The following is a 17,339-nucleotide window of genomic DNA, read 5'->3' as shown; positions in this document are numbered from 1 at the left end:
AGTACTTTCCGGGATCACTAGTCCTATATTTTTGAAATTTATCGCCGAAAATACGCAGGCCTTTCTCGCTCACCAACCGGTTCCGCACATTACAGCAGAAGGTTTCTATAACTTTTTTATCTGCTCCGGCGGCTCAGGCGCCACGATGGGCCTCGTGCTGGCAATGCTTATCTCAAAAAGCCGTTATTACAAATCACTAGGCAGAATGTCCATTGGACCTGCCATATTTTGTATCAATGAACCAGTGATCTTCGGCGTTCCTATCGTGTTCAACCCGTTAATGATGCTACCCCTAATCATCACACCAATGGTACTTTGCTGCTGCTCCTACCTGCTGATGGATTTTAATATTATTGCGCGTCCGGTGTTTCAGATCCCGTGGACGATGCCACCGATTCTGAATGCCTATTTCGCCACCGCCGGTAACATTCCTGCGGCCATCTGGTCGGGTTGTATGGTCATCATGTCAACGCTTATCTATTTCCCTTTCTTCAAAATGATGGAACGAAACCAATTGGCGGCAGAAGCAATGGAAGACGCCAAAATGGTAGAAGCAAACGCATAATGCCCATGGCCCGCTAGAGAGCCATGCTACACTGACGCTGCTTCACTTCTGGCTGTAACAGCCGCCAATGGTGAAGTAGCGCCCCGCTCTCTGGATATCCACGGAAAAAACGAAAATGACGGCCCGATATATCGAGATAAAAAACAGTATAAAAGACGCGATTCTGGAAAAAAAATACGCGCTTGGGGACAAAATTCCCTCTGAACGCGAGCTTGCTGCACAGTATAACGTCACGCGAGTGACACTACAGAAAGCAATGCATACTCTTGAGCAGGAAGGGTTTATTGAGAGAGTGCACGGTAAGGGTATGTTTGTCTCCCGCGTCCTGCAAGACAATGTCTTTATGCTCAATAACGGCAGCAGCAGTTCTATTCTGGGTTTCTCACGTGAATTCCAACTGCAGGCCAAAGTCACCAGTCGGCTCATCGTGGCGCAAATTCTCCCCGCTCCAACTCTCGTCGCACAACATCTTGGCATCACCGATAAGCATCCCGTTCATTATATTCGCCGTGTGCGTATGATTAATGACGAGCCCGTTCTCGTTGAAGACTCATGGATAGATTGTGCCGTTATTGACGTTATTGAAAATTCAGTGCTGGAAACAGGTTCGCTGTATGAATACATCGAGGTAAAAACCAGCAAGAAAATAAAATTCTATAACTCAGTCATTGAGGCCGATATTTTTGATGATGCTCTGGCTGCCTTGCTCGTTATTCCGGCCGGAAAACCGATGTTAAAGGTGACAGGAGTCACAAAACTCGAAGATGGAACGCCATTCAACTACTCATGCAGCTACAACCGAGCAGATAAATTTAAGGTTAAAAATAGCTGGGTAGGAAAATAGAAAACGCCCATCGCGGGCGTTTTCCTCACGACAATAATTAGAAGAAGTATTTGAAGCGAACGCGTGCACCGTAGCGATCGTCAGATCCGGTACCATTATGATTATCGCCATTGCTATCCAGGATGGAGTAATAGGCGCCGAGATAGATATTAAAGTTCTGCATATCCATGACGTTAGCAAACTGATACGACGTGTGGAAAGTATGAATATCATACGTTCCTTCATCATTAATCCAGCAGTCGTTATCGCACACAACCCCTGCATAGTCGTCAACCTTGTTATGGGCGTAGATATAACCCAATTCAAAGCGTTTCCACAGTATATTAGCCGCAGCGGTAAAGTCTTTTTCGTTATCTGCATCGAGATATGCGGTATTGGCGTTAATGACGACACCATTATCCGGATCGTTCTTCAGCCCGTTCCAGGTCATGGTTAGGCCATAGCCCGTACGGTCGGACTGATCGACAAACTGCCCCTGGCCGTTGGTATAACCGTATGCGTTATTAATCACGTTACTTTCCATACCCGCAGATACGGTGAATTCATCCGTTGCAGACCACGCCACCACCGGACGTAGATAAATGACGTTTTTCTGCTGATCGATGTCACGCCCGTGATATTGCTGATCCTGGTACAGCGAAGTACCGTCTTCCATCAGGGTGTTTAATTCAAAGTACCAGTTATCGATCTGTTTGCTCATCAGGAAGTTGCCACCAGAATCAGAACGACCGCGGCCTTCTTTCATCATATAGATATATCCGCTGCAATCATCATAAAGATCGTTCGCGGTATTTCCTGAGTGTTCAACAAAGGTATCCTGATTAAGCGGGAACATGTCGTAGGCTTCGAAACGACCCACTTTAATTTTCCAGTCATTTTCTTTACCAAAGAAGAACACCGAGTCATCGATATTCACCGAGCCGGAGAGATCGCCCAGCGGTTGTGCCGAGAACCCCGCATAATAGCCGTTATCTAATTTACGTGTACCGTCAAAACCAAGCAATATTCGACCATTTACATCCCATTTCTCATTCGATGGATCGTTGCCATTCGGATTTGTCATCGCCAGAATGCCATGATTACTTGCAGCATCCATGTTGAATTCGACGTCACCATAAATTTTCAGATCGCCATATCCTGAAAGCATCAGGTTTGGCGTGGAGACGTTTTTCTTGGTTTCTTCTGCTGGCGCCTGGCGATTCACCGGCGTATTGCCTTGTACAGCCTTAATTTCTTTAATTTCAGCTTCCTGCTGAACCTGCAGATCTTGTACCTTCTGCTCTGCCCGATCGGCGCGCATTTCTGCGGCTTCCAGACGATTTTCTAACTGTTCCAGTCGCTGTTCCAACGTCATTTTTGTTGTTTTAGCGGAACCGGTATTGGCCACCAATAATAATCCAATAGCGATTGCCAGGGTTGATTTCTTCATTATTTACTATCCTTGAAATAAAGAATCCCGCTGAAACCCAGAGAGGGGTTTCAGGTGCATTCATATAATAACGATGAATGTTTTTATAATTTAATAAGAAAACAAAGCACTCAGGTTTAAATAAACACTTTTTAAACCGAACCAACACACTAGCCAATAAAATTTGGTGCGTAAACAACGTTCATTGAAAGATCGTGAGCGAGGTAACACTGAAAATTAAGAAATAATTGCAATTATTGACAAATATTAAGGAGAGTTATTTTTAAATTCAAACAATAAAAATATAACATCAGTCTGGCAATATGCTTATTATATATTGGATACGTTTGTGTATATATATTATCGTATCCAATCATTGTTAATTTTGTTCCGCCACCAGCAGCGCCATCGTATCCGGCTCCAGCGCTTTAAACAGGTGTTCTTCATCAGCTGGATAGCAAATGTAATCTCCAGCGCTCAGTTCTTCAGGCGCACTGGTTAAGCCGACCATCGCTCGCCCCTGCGTGATAATAATGTGCTCAACCGAACCCGGTGGATGAGGATGCGAAATTCTGTCGGCCCCTGGTTGTGTCGTCAGCAAATAGATATCGCGACGTGCACCAGGCGGACACGCAGCCAGCAGCGTTGCCTGATAATTTGCCTGCTCGGCAATCACCCTGGTCCCTTCGCCACGACGAATAACCTGAGTTTTATTTGGCTGGGGCTCAAGCAGGCGGGCGAAAGGGATCCCCAGCGCAACGCAAAGCGCCCATAGCGTTTCAAGACTTGGGTTACCGTTCCCAGCCTCAAGCTGAGATAGCGTGGATTTGGCAATACCTGCACGACGCGCAATTTCGGCTAAAGATAGCCCCGTTCTCGCGCGTTCACGTACCAGGCTTTTTGCAATCACGCTGATTGGCTGCGTCATACATCACTCCATCGTTTTATATATCGAACGAATTGTTCGCCTTGAACTACCACCCCGATTCGTTCATTATAATGGAGATCTCGTTCGATATGGTAAATTTTAGATGTCATTGAAAATGTTCTCCTGCCTGAAAGGCGGCACGATTAAAGCTATTTTCCTGGTCTGCCTGGCCGTTGGCGTCGTGGGGGTCTCCTACGGTTCGTTGGCGATGGCGTATGGTTTTCCGCTTTGGGTACCGCTGCTGCTTTCAGTCTCAGTACTCGCGGGCGCATCAGAATTTATGTTTATTGGTATCGTCGCCAGCGGCGGTAACCCGCTCGCCGCTGCTGCCGCGGGATTGTTGGTCAACGCCCGCCATATTCCCTTTGGCGTTACGGTACGCGATCTCGTTGGACGCCGTGCCGCCAGCTTTATAGGTTGCCATATCATGAATGACGAGAGCGTGGTATTTGGATTATCACAACCCACGCATGAACAGCGTAAAGCCGCATTCTGGCTCTGCGGTGCAGGCGTTGCGCTTTTCTGGCCACTGGGCACGCTCTTTGGCGCCGCCGTCGGCAAGCTGTTACCCGCTCCAGAAACCATCGGTCTTGATGCCGTTTTCCCGGCCATTTTGCTTGCTTTAGTGGTCCCCGCCTTTAAAAGCCGAACGACGCTGATTCGCGCCTGCAGCGGCACTGCGTTATCGCTGGCGAGCGTGCCTTTCGCCCCGGTTGGGCTGCCGGCATTGCTTTCACTATTTGGCCTGCTGGCGAGGAAAAAATAATGGGAAATATGACGCTGTTTATTGCGGGGATCGCCATTTTGTCCGTCGGAACCTATCTCATGCGCCTTGGCGGGGCAAAACTAGGCAGCCGGCTGGCATTCTCGGAGCGTTCGCAAGCACTACTTTCTGATGCCGCGACGGTCCTGCTCTTTTCCGTCGCCCTGGTGACGACCTTCTACGAAGGTGAGCACTTCTCCGGCATGGCACGTGTGCTGGGAGTCGGATTTGCCGTGTTTCTTGCCTGGCGTAAAGCACCATTAATCGTGGTGATCTTTGCCGCGGCTATCGTCACAGCGCTGCTGCGTCTTGCGGGCATAAACTAAAAAAGCGCCCCAAGGGCGCTCTTTCGACAGTGGCTGACGGCTTATTTGCTCAGTTCAGCAGTCATGTGCACGCGGTTACCGGAATAGGCCTGAGTAATTTTGTAAGAGCTTGCACCTGCTTGTTCAGCCTGAGCAGCAATTTTCGCTTCTGCGCCATCAATGGTAGAGGCGGTTGCGGTCACGGTTTGGGCTGCAAAAGAACCGAATGAAGTAGCCAGAGCGATAACTGCAACGAAAGTTTTGATGCTTTTCATGATATAAACCCTTTAACTTAGTTGTTTGGATAAGGCGTCTCGCCTTGATGTGATAAATAATAGGTCACATCTCCATCAACTAAAAGCGGAAGGATTTGCTGTTATCTGTCAAAATAATTGACTAATAATTAATCACCAAAAATCCACGCAATCTCTCCGCTCTCCCATCGTTCATACCGCTTGAAATGTGGGCTTTCGCACAAAGCATGCGCCTGCTTATTACGCAATATGTCACCCCACACTGACATATTGCGGCTCATCGCCTCCTCCTCTCATCGCTACTATTAAGCTTCACACATTTTAATGGAGCCTCACCGTGCCAACCCTTACCGCGAAGTGCATTAACCTGAACATCCAGGGGAATAGTGTGTACGCCATTCTCAAGCAGTTGGCAGATATGGCGTTTCAGAACGGGCATATCGCTGACCGCCAGAAATTTCTGCAAACGCTGCTGCTGCGGGAAAAGATGCACTCCACTGGGTTTGGCTCAGGCATCGCCGTCCCACATGGCAAAAGCGCCTCGGTACAGCGGCCATTCGTTTTGTTTGCCCGCAAATCTCAGCTCGTCGACTGGAAAGCCAATGACGGCGAAGCCGTCAATTGTTGGATATGCCTCGGGGTGCCGCAAAGCGGCGAGGATGCTCAGGTTCAAATCATCGGTACCCTGTGCCGAAAAATCATTCATCAGGATTTTATCCATCAGCTGAAACAAGGCGATGCCGACCAGGTACTTGCGTTGTTAAATCAGACCTTAACCTCATAAGGAAATGGCTATGGCGTCATCCTTACGTTTAGTCGCAATCACCAACTGCCCTGCTGGCATTGCCCACACTTACATGGTTGCCGAGGCGCTTGAGCAAAAAGCACGAGCACTCGGCCATACGATTAAAGTTGAAACTCAAGGGTCGAGCGGTGTCGAAAACCGCCTGACCAATGATGAAATTGCTGCCGCTGATTACGTGATTCTGGCCACGGGGCGTGGCTTAAGCGGTGAAGATCGGGCGCGTTTTGCCGGAAAAAAGGTCTATGAGATCGCGATTTCGCAGGCGCTGAAAAATATCGATCAAATATTCCTGCAGCTTCCTTCACATTCTCATCTTTTCGCGGCGGATAGCAGCGTGAAGCTGGGTAAGCAGGAGGTACAGCAGGGCAGCGTCATGAGCCATTTGATGGCCGGCGTTTCTGCAGCTCTGCCTTTTGTTATCGGCGGCGGCATCCTGGTGGCCATCGCCAATATGCTGGTGCAGTTCGGCCTCCCTTACACCTACATGTCAAAAGGCGCGCCGTCATTTACCTGGATCGTCGAATCCATCGGCTACCTCGGCTTTACGTTTATGATCCCCATAATGGGGGCATATATTGCGTGGTCGATTGCTGATAAACCCGCGTTCGCCCCGGCGTTCCTGGTCTGCTACCTGGCGAACGATAAAGGGTTGCTCGGTACGCAGTCCGGGGCCGGTTTTCTCGGCGCGGTGGTTCTCGGGCTAGCGATCGGCTATTTCGTCCTGTGGTTTCGCAAAGTCCGCCTTGGCAAAGCCCTACAGCCACTGCTCGGCTCAATGCTGATCCCCTTCGTCACCCTGCTGGTTTTCGGCGTGCTGACCTACTATGTCGTAGGTCCGGTGATGTCGGATATCATGGGCGGCCTGCTGCACTTCCTGAACACCATTCCACCTTCCATGAAAATGGGTGCCGCCTTTTTGGTTGGCGCAATGCTGGCATTCGACATGGGTGGGCCAATCAACAAAACCGCCTGGTTCTTCTGTTTCTCGCTGCTGGAAAAACACATCTACGACTGGTACGCCATTGTAGGCGTCGTGGCGCTGATGCCACCTGTCGCGGCAGGTATTGCCACCTATCTGGCGCCGAAATTATTTACCCAACAGGAGAAGGCCGCGGCCAGTAGCGCGATCGTGGTCGGCGCAACCGTCGCCACCGAACCGGCAATCCCCTACGCCCTGGCTGCACCGCTACCGATGATCACCGCCAATACGCTTTCCGGCGGTATTACCGGCATGCTGGTCATCGCTTTCGGAATCAAACGTCTGGCTCCGGGTTTAGGTATCTTTGATCCGCTGATCGGCCTGATGTCCCCGGTAGGGTCATTTTATCTGGTGCTGGCCATTGGCCTGGCGCTCAACATCTCGCTCATCATCATTCTGAAAGGACTGTGGCTCAAACGTAAAGCCGCACAGCAGGAGCTTGCCCATGAACATTGAGTTACTACAGCATTTATGCGAAGCCAGCGCCGTCAGCGGCGATGAGCAGGAAGTTCGCTCAATCCTGATTAAGACGCTGGCCCCCTGCGCAGATGAAATCAGCTTTGATGGCCTCGGTAGCTTTATTGCCCGAAAAGGAACCCGCGGGCCAAAAGTCGCCATTGTCGGGCATATGGATGAAGTGGGCTTTATGGTGACGCATATCGATGAGAGCGGCTTTATTCGCTTCACTACCATCGGCGGTTGGTGGAACCAGTCAATGCTCAACCATCGGGTGACGGTGCGCTGCCGCTCGGGTGCAAAAATCCCCGGCGTGATCGGTTCCGTGGCTCCGCACGCTCTGACTGAAAAACAGAAACAGCAGCCGTTGTCATTTGATGAAATGTTCATCGATATTGGGGCAAATTGCCGCGAAGACGTAGAAAAGTGTGGGGTTTCGGTTGGTGATTTTATTAGCCCCGAGGCGAATTTTGCTCGCTGGGGAACAGATAAAGTCGTGGGCAAAGCGCTGGATAATCGCGTCGGCTGCGCGCTGATGGCCGAACTGCTCCAGGCGGTGAATAACCCTGAAATTACGCTGTATGGCGTAGGCAGCGTTGAGGAAGAGGTCGGCTTACGCGGCGCGCAAACTTCAGCAGAGCAGATCAAACCCGATATGGTCATCGTGCTGGATACCGCCGTCGCCGGCGATGTTCCCGGCATCGATAACATTAAATATCCGCTAAGGCTGGGCGATGGGCCAGGGCTGATGCTGTTTGATAAACGTTATTTCCCCAATCAGCATCTGGTGTCTGCACTGAAAAACAGCGCCAAAGCCAGTCGCGCCCCGCTCCAGTTTTCCACCATGAAAACCGGGGCAACGGATGGCGGACGCTATAACGTCATGGGCGGCGGTCGGCCGGTCGCCGCCTTATGCCTTCCGACTCGTTATCTTCACGCCAATAGCGGCATGATTTCCGTAACGGATTATGATGCTCTCTTTGCGCTGGTACACGAGCTGCTCACCACGCTCACGGCCGAAAAAGTGAACGCCTATCGCGATTTTCGTCAGGTTCCCTGATGCTCAGTGAACGCCAGTTAAAGCTCGTGGAAATTCTCGAACAGCGGCCCTGTTCGTTGAGCGAACTTGCACGACAAACTGGCGTTTCAAGCCGCACAATTTTACGCGACATTGATTACCTCAATTTTACCCTGAGCGGCCGGGCACGTATTCATCCCGGTGGCAGCGCGGGCTATCAGTTGGATATTGCCGACAGACGCGGTTTTTTTCAGCTGCTACAGCGGCATGATAATGATGACCGGTTGCTGGCGTTTCTTTTGCTTAACGCCTTCACTCCTCGTCTGCAGCTGGCCTCAATCCTCAATTTACCCGAAACCTGGGTCGCAGACAGATTGCTGCGCCTGAAGCAGCGCTACGAGCGAGCATTTTGCCTTGCCAGCCGCCCTGGTCAGGGGCATTTTATCGACGAACCGGAAGATAAACGCATCATTTTGCTGGCCAATCTTTTAAAACGGGATCCGCTATTAATCCCATTGCCAGGCATTACCCAGAGCAACATTGAAAAACTCAATGTGGCATGTCGGAACATTGACGCATTCCCGCGAATATCCAGCGAGTACCTCGCCAGCCTGATCCTGGCGGTGTACGCCCTGCGCAATCAGCTCACGGCCGCATGGCCTGAATGTCGACAGAGCAGTTTGAAAAACGCCGTGGAGCAGGCGGACATTTATCTCAGTAATAAGGCATTCAGAACGCTGGCAGGTCTGCTGGAAAAACAGCAGCAACAGGCCATGACGATATCTTCTGATACCGTTATCACGCTGTTGCATAGCATTCCAGGCATCACCTCATTGAACATTATCGATACCCAGCTGGTCGATAATGTTACCGGACACTTACTGCGCAGCTTGTCCGCACCGGTGTGGCTCCCGGAAAATCGGCAGGGTAGCATGAACAACTTAAAGGCTGCATGGCCCGCCGCGTTCGATATGAGCCTGCACTTTCTGGCGCGGCTACGTGAGAAGCTGGATATTCCACTGTTTGATAGTGACCTCATCGGGCTTTACTTTGCCTGCGCGCTGGAAAGGCATCAAAACGAACGTCAGCCCATTATTTTGTTATCCGATCAGAATGCGATTGCCACCATTAACCAGCAGGCAATCGAGCGGGATGTCTTAAATTGCCGGGTCATGATTGCGCGGACACCGGCCGAAGTTTCCGCGATGAGTCTGGAAGTTGAACCCATCCTAATCGTCAATAATAGCCACCACCTGATCGACGACGCACAGCAAAACGTCCTGACAATTAAAAATATCATTACCTCAGCGGGCACTGAGCAGATTAAAAACTTCCTCACGACGGCATTTATTCGCCAGCAGCCTGAACGTTTCTTCTCGGCGCAGGGGAGTTTCCATTATGCCAATTCAGCGGATGAATCCTGGCGCAGTATTACTGCGCAAATATGCGAACGACTCGTGAAGCAAAATCATATTACGCAAGATGAAGCACAGCGTATCCGCTCCCGGGAAGATGAAGGCGAGAATTTGATCGTCAATCAGTTGGCGATCCCCCACTGCTGGAGTGAACAGGCGCGCCATTTTCGCGGTTTTTTTATCACGCTCGCGTATCCGTTACAGGTTAATAATGAACCGGTACGCCATGTGCTTATTGCCTGCGCCGCCGCCGATGCACGCAATGAATTGAAAGTGTTTAGTTATTTAGCAAGCGTACTCTACGGCCTGCCGCCTGACGTGATCCACGGCCTGGCCAGCTATGACGACTTCATTGCCTTACTTAAACGCTAGAAACAAAAAAGCGCCCCAAGGGCGCTCTTTCGACAGTGGCTGACGGCTTATTTGCTCAGTTCAGCAGTCATGTGCACGCGGTTACCGGCATAGGCCTGGGTAATTTTGTAAGAGCTTGCACCTGCTTGTTCAGCCTGAGCAGCAATTTTCGCTTCTGCGCCATCAATGGTAGAGGCGGTTGCGGTCACGGTTTGGGCTGCAAAAGAACCGAATGAAGTAGCCAGAGCGATAACTGCAACGAAAGTTTTGATGCTTTTCATGATATAAACCCTTTAACTTAGTTGTTTGGATAAGGCGTCTCGCCTTGATGTGATAAATAATAGGTCACATCTCCATCAACTAAAAGCGGAAGGATTTGCTGTTATCTGTCAAAATAATTGAATATTATTTAGGCACCAATCAATCGCTGTGGATGCGTGTAAATTGTCGCTCTTCCCGGCTTACAGAATCCCACCAGCGTCAGGTTGCAGCGTTCGGCAACTTCCACCGCCAGCGTGGTCGCCGCAGAGACGGCAAACAGAATCTCAACGCCGCACATCGCCGACTTTTGCACCATTTCGTAACTGGCGCGACTGGAGACCAGTGCAGCCCCTGCCTGCCAAATGGCACCTTCTTTTGCCCGATGCCCTAGCAGTTTATCAAGCGCTACGTGGCGGCCAACGTCTTCGTGCCCACCCACCAGTTCACCCGATGGCATAATCCAGGCCGCAGCATGAGTACAGCCGGTTTCACGGCCGACGGGCTGAACGTCATTTAAATGGCGGAGCGCATGGTCGAGGTAGGCTAAATCGAACGTTTGGCTAAAAGGCAACGGCTTGATAGGTTTACCAATATCATTGAGTTGTTCAACACCACAAACGCCACAGCCCGTCCGCCCAGCTAGCGCGCGGCGGCGCTCTTTAAGCCCCATAAATCGGCGGTTGGACAGTTCAATACGAACCTCCATACCGTTGCAGGCTGGTACCACTTCGATACCGAAAATTTCCCGAGGATGCTCGATAATCCCTTCCGACAGCGAGAAGCCGATAGCAAAGGCTTCAAGGTCTTTTGGCGTCGCCATCATTACGACGTGTGAAATGCCGTTGTAGACCAACGCAACGGGAACTTCTTCGGCGAGAATATCCTGGGTGGGTTGCATAATTTGTGGCCTTCTGAAGACAGAACGCTCGACCGCACCAATCAACTGGAACGTGGATTTGGGCTCGACTTCATCTTTAACATTAAACACGGCAAATACTCTGAACAACGTCGGGAAATACGGGGCATCTATTCCATCACAACATGAGGGAATTGAGGCTTATTATGGATCAAGTTTGTGGTGCAATAACGCTCAATTCCGATTTTTGATGTCTGATCGCGGACAAAAACCTGGCGAAGACTTGCTAACCCCTTATGGTTAAAGCCGTTAATGATGTACCAAAAAGCGCTGAAAATCAGACTATTTTGCGATCGACATCGCAGTTCAATGTTAATACGAGCAAAATCCATTCACCTGTCATTAACCGCATTGGAACAAGCCTACCGATAATGTGGTATTCTGAATCAAAGCCCTCCAGGAATTGAGGGCATAGCAGGATTCAGTACCTTTGCCACACCCCGGCGAAGAAAAACTACAAGCAATGACAATGTCGAAACAAGGAGCTAACCATGCAGGTCAGCAGAAGGCAGTTCTTTAAGATCTGCGCTGGCGGTATGGCAGGAACCACGGCAGCGGCGCTGGGCTTTGCCCCAGGAATCGCACTCGCGGAAACACGGCAGTACAAATTGCTGCGCACCCGCGAAACCCGTAACACCTGCACTTACTGCTCTGTCGGTTGTGGGCTTTTAATGTATAGCCTCGGCGACGGCGCAAAAAACGCGAAAGCCTCAATTTTCCATATCGAAGGGGACCCGGATCACCCGGTAAACCGTGGTGCACTGTGCCCGAAAGGCGCAGGTCTGGTGGACTTTATCCACTCCGAAAGCCGCCTGAAGTATCCAGAATATCGCGCGCCAGGCTCCGATAAATGGCAACAAATCAGTTGGGATGAGGCATTTGACCGCATCTCTAAACTGATGAAAGCCGACCGCGATGCCAACTTTATTGAAAAGAACGATGCGGGTACCACCGTCAACCGTTGGCTCTCCACCGGTATGCTGTGCGCTTCGGCATCTAGTAACGAAACTGGCTATTTAACACAGAAATTCACTCGCGCGCTGGGTATGCTCGCGGTCGACAACCAGGCGCGTGTCTGACACGGACCAACGGTAGCAAGTCTTGCTCCAACATTTGGTCGCGGTGCGATGACCAACCACTGGGTCGACATGAAGAACGCCAACCTCATCGTGGTGATGGGTGGGAACGCGGCAGAAGCGCATCCGGTGGGATTCCGCTGGGCGATGGAAGCCAAGATCCATAATGGCGCGAAGCTGATTGTTATCGATCCCCGCTTTACGCGTACCGCGTCAGTGGCGGATTTCTACGCCCCTATTCGCTCCGGTACTGACATTACCTTCCTGTCAGGCGTCATGCTGTACCTGTTGAATAACGAAAAATTCAACCGCGAGTACACCGAAGCCTATACCAACGCCAGCCTTATCGTGCGCGAAGACTTTAGCTTTGACGATGGCCTGTTCAGCGGTTATGACCCAGAAGCGCGTAAGTACGATAAAACGTCCTGGAACTACGAGCTGGATGAGAACGGTCACGCCAAACGCGATACCACTCTCAGCCATCCACGCTGCGTCTGGAATCTGTTGAAGCAGCATATTTCCCGCTACACGCCGGAAGTGGTTGAACAGATTTGCGGTACGCCAAAAGCGGATTTCCTGAAGGTCTGCGAGTACATCGCAGAAACCAGTGCCCACGATAAAACCGCGTCGTTCCTGTATGCACTGGGCTGGACTCAGCACTCTATTGGCGCCCAGAACATCCGTACTATGGCGATGATCCAGCTGCTGCTGGGTAACATGGGGATGGCCGGCGGCGGCGTGAACGCCCTGCGTGGTCACTCCAATATTCAGGGTCTGACTGACCTTGGGCTGCTGTCTCAGAGCCTGCCGGGATATATGACGTTGCCAAGCGAGAAGCAGGCTGACCTGCAAACCTATCTCGCCGCCAATACGCCAAAACCGCTGCTGGATGGCCAGGTTAACTACTGGGGCAACTACCCGAAATTCTTCGTCTCGATGATGAAATCCTTCTACGGCGACAAAGCCACGGCAGAAAACAGCTGGGGCTTTGACTGGCTGCCGAAGTGGGATAAAGGGTATGACGTCCTGCAGTACTTCGAAATGATGAACCAGGGCAAGGTCAACGGCTATATCTGCCAGGGCTTTAACCCGGTCGCCTCATTCCCGAACAAGAATAAGATTGTCGCGTCACTGTCGAAACTGAAGTTCCTGGTGACCATCGATCCGCTCAACACGGAGACGTCAACGTTCTGGCAGAACCACGGTGAGTCGAACGATGTCGACCCATCGAAAATTCAGACCGAAGTGTTCCGTCTGCCATCGACTTGTTTCGCCGAAGAAAATGGCTCTATCGTCAACTCCGGCCGCTGGCTGCAGTGGCACTGGAAAGGCGCCGATGCCCCGGGGATTGCCAGAACCGACGGTGAGATCCTGGCCGGTATCTTCTTACGCTTGCGCAAGATGTACGCCGAAGAGGGGGGGCCGGTTCCAGAGCAGGTGCTGAACATGACCTGGAACTACTCGACGCCAGAAGAGCCGGCGTCTGAGGAAGTGGCGATGGAGAGCAACGGCAAGGCGCTGGCCGATATTATCGACCCGGCCACCGGCGGAGTTATCGTGAAGAAAGGCCAACAGCTTAGCTCGTTTGCCCAACTGCGCGATGACGGCACCACCGCGAGCGGCTGCTGGATCTTCGCCGGTAGCTGGACGCCTGATGGCAACCAGATGGCGCGCCGCGATAACGCCGATCCATCCGGCCTTGGCAACACGCTGGGCTGGGCCTGGGCATGGCCTCTGAACCGCCGCATTCTGTATAACCGTGCTTCCGCAGACCCGCAGGGTAAACCGTGGGATCCGAAGCGTCAGCTCCTGAAATGGGACGGCGCGAAGTGGGGCGGCGTGGATATTCCGGACTACAGTGCCGCCGCACCAGGCAGCAACGTGGGGCCGTTTATCATGCAGCCGGAAGGGATGGGACGTCTGTTTGCCCTCGATAAGATGGCGGAAGGTCCGTTCCCGGAACACTACGAACCGTTTGAAACGCCGCTGGGTACCAACCCGCTGCACCCGAACGTTATCTCCAACCCTGCCGCCCGTATCTTTAAAGGCGATAAGGAAGCGTTGGGTAAAGCGGACAAGTTCCCGTACGTCGGTACCACCTATCGTTTAACCGAGCACTTCCACTACTGGACCAAGCATGCGCTGCTGAACGCTATCGCTCAGCCGGAGCAGTTTGTCGAGATCGGTGAGAAGCTGGCAAATAAACTCGGCATCGCGCACGGCGATACCGTTAGGGTCTCCTCCAACCGTGGCTACATCAAGGCTAAGGCGGTGGTGACCAAGCGTATTCGCACGCTGAAAGTTGACGGTAAGGATATCGACACTATCGGTATTCCAATCCACTGGGGCTATGAAGGTGTGGCGAAAAAAGGCTTTATCGCCAACACATTGACGCCATTCGTCGGCGATGCGAACACGCAAACGCCGGAGTTTAAGTCCTTCCTCGTGAACGTGGAAAAGGTGTAACGGAGACGACCTATGGCTTATCAATCTCAAGACATTATCCGTCGTTCCGCCACTAACGGTTTCACCCCCGCGCCTCAGGCGCGGGATCACCAGGAAGAGGTGGCGAAGCTCATCGACGTCACCACCTGCATCGGCTGTAAAGCTTGTCAGGTGGCCTGTTCGGAGTGGAACGACATCCGCGATGAAATCGGTAGCAACGTCGGGGTTTACGATAACCCGGCCGATTTGACCGCCAAATCCTGGACGGTGATGCGTTTTTCGGAAGTGGAGCAGAACGACAAACTGGAATGGCTTATCCGTAAGGATGGCTGCATGCACTGCGCCGACCCGGGCTGCCTGAAGGCATGTCCGTCGGAAGGGGCTATCATTCAGTATGCCAACGGTATCGTCGACTTCCAGTCAGAGCAGTGCATTGGCTGCGGCTATTGCATTGCCGGCTGCCCGTTCAACGTGCCGCGCCTCAACCCGGAAGACAACCGCGTCTACAAATGTACGCTGTGCGTCGACCGCGTAACGGTTGGCCAGGAACCGGCCTGCGTGAAAACCTGCCCAACCGGCGCTATCCACTTTGGTTCCAAAGAGGATATGAAGGTGCTGGCGGGCGAACGCGTCGCTGAACTGAAAACCCGCGGCTATGACAATGCCGGTCTGTACGACCCGGCTGGCGTGGGCGGTACGCACGTCATGTACGTGCTGCATCATGCCGACAAGCCAAATCTGTATCACGGGCTGCCGGAGAACCCGGAAATCAGCGCCACCGTGAAATTCTGGAAAGGCATCTGGAAACCGCTGGCGGCTATCGGCTTTGCCGCGACGTTTGCAGCGAGTGTCTTCCACTACGTCGGTGTCGGTCCAAACCGTGCTGAAGAGGAAGAAGACAATCTGCATGAAGAGAACGATGAGGTGCGCAAATGAAAAAACGTGACACCATCGTGCGCTATACGGCGCCGGAACGCATCAACCACTGGGTCACCGCCTTCTGCTTCATTCTGGCGGCGGTGAGCGGGTTGGGATTTTTCTTCCCTTCCTTCAACTGGTTAATGCAAATCATGGGCACTCCACAGCTGGCGCGAATTCTGCACCCGTTTGTCGGCGTGATCATGTTTGCTTCGTTTATCATCATGTTTTTCCGCTACTGGCACCACAATCTAATCAATCGGGATGATATCTTTTGGGCGAAGAATATTCGTAAGATCGTCGTCAACGAGGAAGTAGGTGATACCGGGCGTTATAACTTCGGCCAGAAATGCGTATTCTGGGCGGCGATTATCTTCCTGGTGCTGCTGCTGGTAAGCGGTGTGATTATCTGGCGTCCGTACTTTGCGCCTGCTTTCTCAATCCCGGTGATCCGATTTGCGTTAATGCTGCATTCATTTGCCGCAGTGGCGTTAATTGTGGTTATCATGGTGCATATTTACGCCGCCCTTTGGGTGAAAGGCACCATTACCGCGATGGTGGAAGGATGGGTAACCAGTTCATGGGCGAAGAAACATCACCCGCGCTGGTACCGTGAAGTCCGCCAGAAACAGGAAAAGTCATCTGAATGAGTATCCGCATAATCCCGCAAGATGAGCTGGGTTCGAGCGAGAAACGCACGGCGGAAGTAATTCCGCCGTTACTATTCCCCAGACTCAAGAACCTCTATAACCGCCGTGCTGAACGTCTGCGCGAGCTGGCAGAGAACAATCCGTTAGGCGATTACCTGCGCTTTGCCGCGCTTATCGCCCACGCGCAGGAAGTGGTGCTGTATGACCACCCGCTGCGGATGGATCTAACAGCACGTCTGAAAGAAGCGAATGACCAGGGTAAACCGCCGCTGGATATTCACGTTCTGCCGCGCGACAAACACTGGCACACGCTGCTGCAATCCATGATTGCCGAGCTGAAGCCGGAAATGAGCGGCCCGGCGCTAGCTGTGATTGAAAACCTGGAAAAAGCCTCCGAACAGGAGCTGGAGAAAATGGCCAGCGCGCTGTTTGCATCCGACTTCGCCTCCGTCAGCAGCGACAAAGCGCCGTTTATCTGGGCCGCTCTGTCACTCTACTGGGCGCAGATGGCAAGCCTCATTCCAGGTAAAGCCCGCGCGGAATACGGCGAACAGCGTCAGTTCTGCCCGGTTTGCGGTTCAATGCCGGTGTCCAGCATGGTACAGATTGGTACCACCCAGGGGCTTCGCTACCTGCACTGCAACCTGTGTGAAACCGAATGGCACGTGGTACGCGTGAAATGCAGCAACTGCGAGCAGAGCCGTGACCTGCACTACTGGTCGCTGGACAACGAGCAGGCTTCCGTCAAAGCCGAAAGCTGTGGCGATTGCGGCACTTACCTGAAGATTCTCTATCAGGAAAAAGACCCGAAAGTCGAAGCGGTCGCAGACGACCTCGCCTCACTGGTACTGGACGCGCGAATGGAGCAGGAAGGGTTCGCCCGTAGCTCTATCAACCCGTTCTTGTTCCCGGGTGAAGGCGAATAAATCGCAAACTCTAGCCGGGCAAACTCAGCCCGGCTAATTACACCACGAAACAGCGC

17 protein-coding genes are annotated in these 17,339 nt (G+C 52.1%); 12 read left to right on the top strand and 5 right to left on the bottom strand.

Annotation, left to right across the window (positions count from 1 at the left end; all coding sequences use genetic code 11):
• Positions 1-565, top strand: a 565-nt coding sequence (locus KCR01S_RS20330; protein ID WP_167348842.1) for a PTS transporter subunit EIIC, incomplete at its 5' end; no start/stop codon positions are given.
• 115 nt (positions 566-680) lie between these two features.
• Entirely contained in the window at positions 681-1,409 is a 729-nt protein-coding gene (locus KCR01S_RS20325) for a GntR family transcriptional regulator (RefSeq protein WP_061284825.1), read from the top strand.
• Between the two features lie 37 nt (positions 1,410-1,446).
• On the opposite strand, the gene KCR01S_RS20320 is transcribed toward KCR01S_RS20325, so the two are convergent.
• Positions 1,447-2,838 (bottom strand): carbohydrate porin, encoded by a 1,392-nt coding sequence (locus KCR01S_RS20320; protein WP_061284824.1) that lies wholly within the window; start codon positions 2,836-2,838, stop codon positions 1,447-1,449.
• Between the two features lie 358 nt (positions 2,839-3,196).
• Entirely contained in the window at positions 3,197-3,745 is a 549-nt protein-coding gene (locus KCR01S_RS20315) for a helix-turn-helix domain-containing protein (protein ID WP_061284823.1), read from the bottom strand.
• Between the two features lie 115 nt (positions 3,746-3,860).
• Here KCR01S_RS20315 and KCR01S_RS20310 point away from each other — a divergent pair, with 115 nt between their 5' ends.
• Positions 3,861-4,511, top strand: a complete 651-nt coding sequence (locus KCR01S_RS20310; protein WP_156478795.1) for an AzlC family ABC transporter permease — start codon at positions 3,861-3,863, stop codon at positions 4,509-4,511.
• Complete coding sequence (locus KCR01S_RS20305) at positions 4,511-4,834, top strand: AzlD domain-containing protein (RefSeq protein WP_061284821.1); 324 nt, start codon at positions 4,511-4,513, stop codon at positions 4,832-4,834. Before KCR01S_RS20310 ends, KCR01S_RS20305 begins: the two co-directional genes overlap by 1 nt.
• A gap of 41 nt (positions 4,835-4,875) precedes the next feature.
• Here the strand turns inward: KCR01S_RS20305 and KCR01S_RS20300 are convergent, their stop codons facing one another.
• Complete coding sequence (locus KCR01S_RS20300) at positions 4,876-5,088, bottom strand: YdgH/BhsA/McbA family protein (protein WP_061284820.1); 213 nt, start codon at positions 5,086-5,088, stop codon at positions 4,876-4,878.
• A gap of 316 nt (positions 5,089-5,404) precedes the next feature.
• Between KCR01S_RS20300 and KCR01S_RS20295 the strand changes: the two genes are divergently transcribed.
• Genes KCR01S_RS20295 through KCR01S_RS20280 form a run of 4 tightly spaced genes read left to right on the top strand, consistent with a single transcriptional unit; the run spans position 5,405 to position 10,112 of the window.
• Positions 5,405-5,851: a PTS fructose transporter subunit IIA gene (locus tag KCR01S_RS20295; protein WP_061284819.1), complete on the top strand. Its 447-nt coding sequence runs from the start codon at positions 5,405-5,407 to the stop codon at positions 5,849-5,851.
• A 10-nt stretch (positions 5,852-5,861) separates the two neighbouring features.
• A complete protein-coding gene (locus KCR01S_RS20290) occupies positions 5,862-7,307 on the top strand; it encodes a PTS fructose-like transporter subunit IIBC (RefSeq protein ID WP_061284818.1) in 1,446 nt (481 codons plus the stop codon).
• Entirely contained in the window at positions 7,297-8,367 is a 1,071-nt protein-coding gene (locus KCR01S_RS20285) for an aminopeptidase (protein ID WP_061284817.1), read from the top strand. The genes KCR01S_RS20290 and KCR01S_RS20285 overlap by 11 nt, the downstream gene beginning before the upstream one ends.
• Positions 8,367-10,112 carry a putative frv operon regulatory protein gene (locus KCR01S_RS20280; RefSeq protein ID WP_061284816.1) on the top strand — a complete coding sequence of 582 codons (1,746 nt, stop codon included), beginning with the start codon at positions 8,367-8,369 and terminating at the stop codon, positions 10,110-10,112. The genes KCR01S_RS20285 and KCR01S_RS20280 overlap by 1 nt, the downstream gene beginning before the upstream one ends.
• A gap of 47 nt (positions 10,113-10,159) precedes the next feature.
• On the opposite strand, the gene KCR01S_RS20275 is transcribed toward KCR01S_RS20280, so the two are convergent.
• Positions 10,160-10,372: a YdgH/BhsA/McbA family protein gene (locus KCR01S_RS20275; protein ID WP_061284815.1), complete on the bottom strand. Its 213-nt coding sequence runs from the start codon at positions 10,370-10,372 to the stop codon at positions 10,160-10,162.
• A gap of 128 nt (positions 10,373-10,500) precedes the next feature.
• Entirely contained in the window at positions 10,501-11,250 is a 750-nt protein-coding gene (fdhD, locus tag KCR01S_RS20270) for a formate dehydrogenase accessory sulfurtransferase FdhD (protein ID WP_218007480.1), read from the bottom strand.
• A 509-nt stretch (positions 11,251-11,759) separates the two neighbouring features.
• Between fdhD and fdnG the strand changes: the two genes are divergently transcribed.
• Genes fdnG through fdhE form a run of 4 tightly spaced genes read left to right on the top strand, consistent with a single transcriptional unit; the run spans position 11,760 to position 17,283 of the window.
• Positions 11,760-14,810, top strand: a complete 3,051-nt coding sequence (fdnG, locus tag KCR01S_RS20260; protein WP_156478794.1) for a formate dehydrogenase-N subunit alpha — start codon at positions 11,760-11,762, stop codon at positions 14,808-14,810.
• A 12-nt stretch (positions 14,811-14,822) separates the two neighbouring features.
• Positions 14,823-15,725: a formate dehydrogenase subunit beta gene (gene fdxH / locus KCR01S_RS20255; RefSeq protein WP_061284813.1), complete on the top strand. Its 903-nt coding sequence runs from the start codon at positions 14,823-14,825 to the stop codon at positions 15,723-15,725.
• On the top strand, positions 15,722-16,357 hold the full coding sequence (gene fdoI / locus KCR01S_RS20250; protein ID WP_052284185.1) for a formate dehydrogenase cytochrome b556 subunit: 636 nt from the start codon (positions 15,722-15,724) through the stop codon (positions 16,355-16,357). Before fdxH ends, fdoI begins: the two co-directional genes overlap by 4 nt.
• Entirely contained in the window at positions 16,354-17,283 is a 930-nt protein-coding gene (gene fdhE / locus KCR01S_RS20245) for a formate dehydrogenase accessory protein FdhE (RefSeq protein WP_052284184.1), read from the top strand. The genes fdoI and fdhE overlap by 4 nt, the downstream gene beginning before the upstream one ends.
• Positions 17,284-17,339 lie beyond the last annotated feature (56 nt).

The organism is Kluyvera cryocrescens NBRC 102467, from assembly GCF_001571285.1.
Taxonomy (GTDB): domain Bacteria; phylum Pseudomonadota; class Gammaproteobacteria; order Enterobacterales; family Enterobacteriaceae; genus Kluyvera; species Kluyvera cryocrescens.
This window is presented reverse-complemented; position numbering and strand designations above follow the sequence as displayed.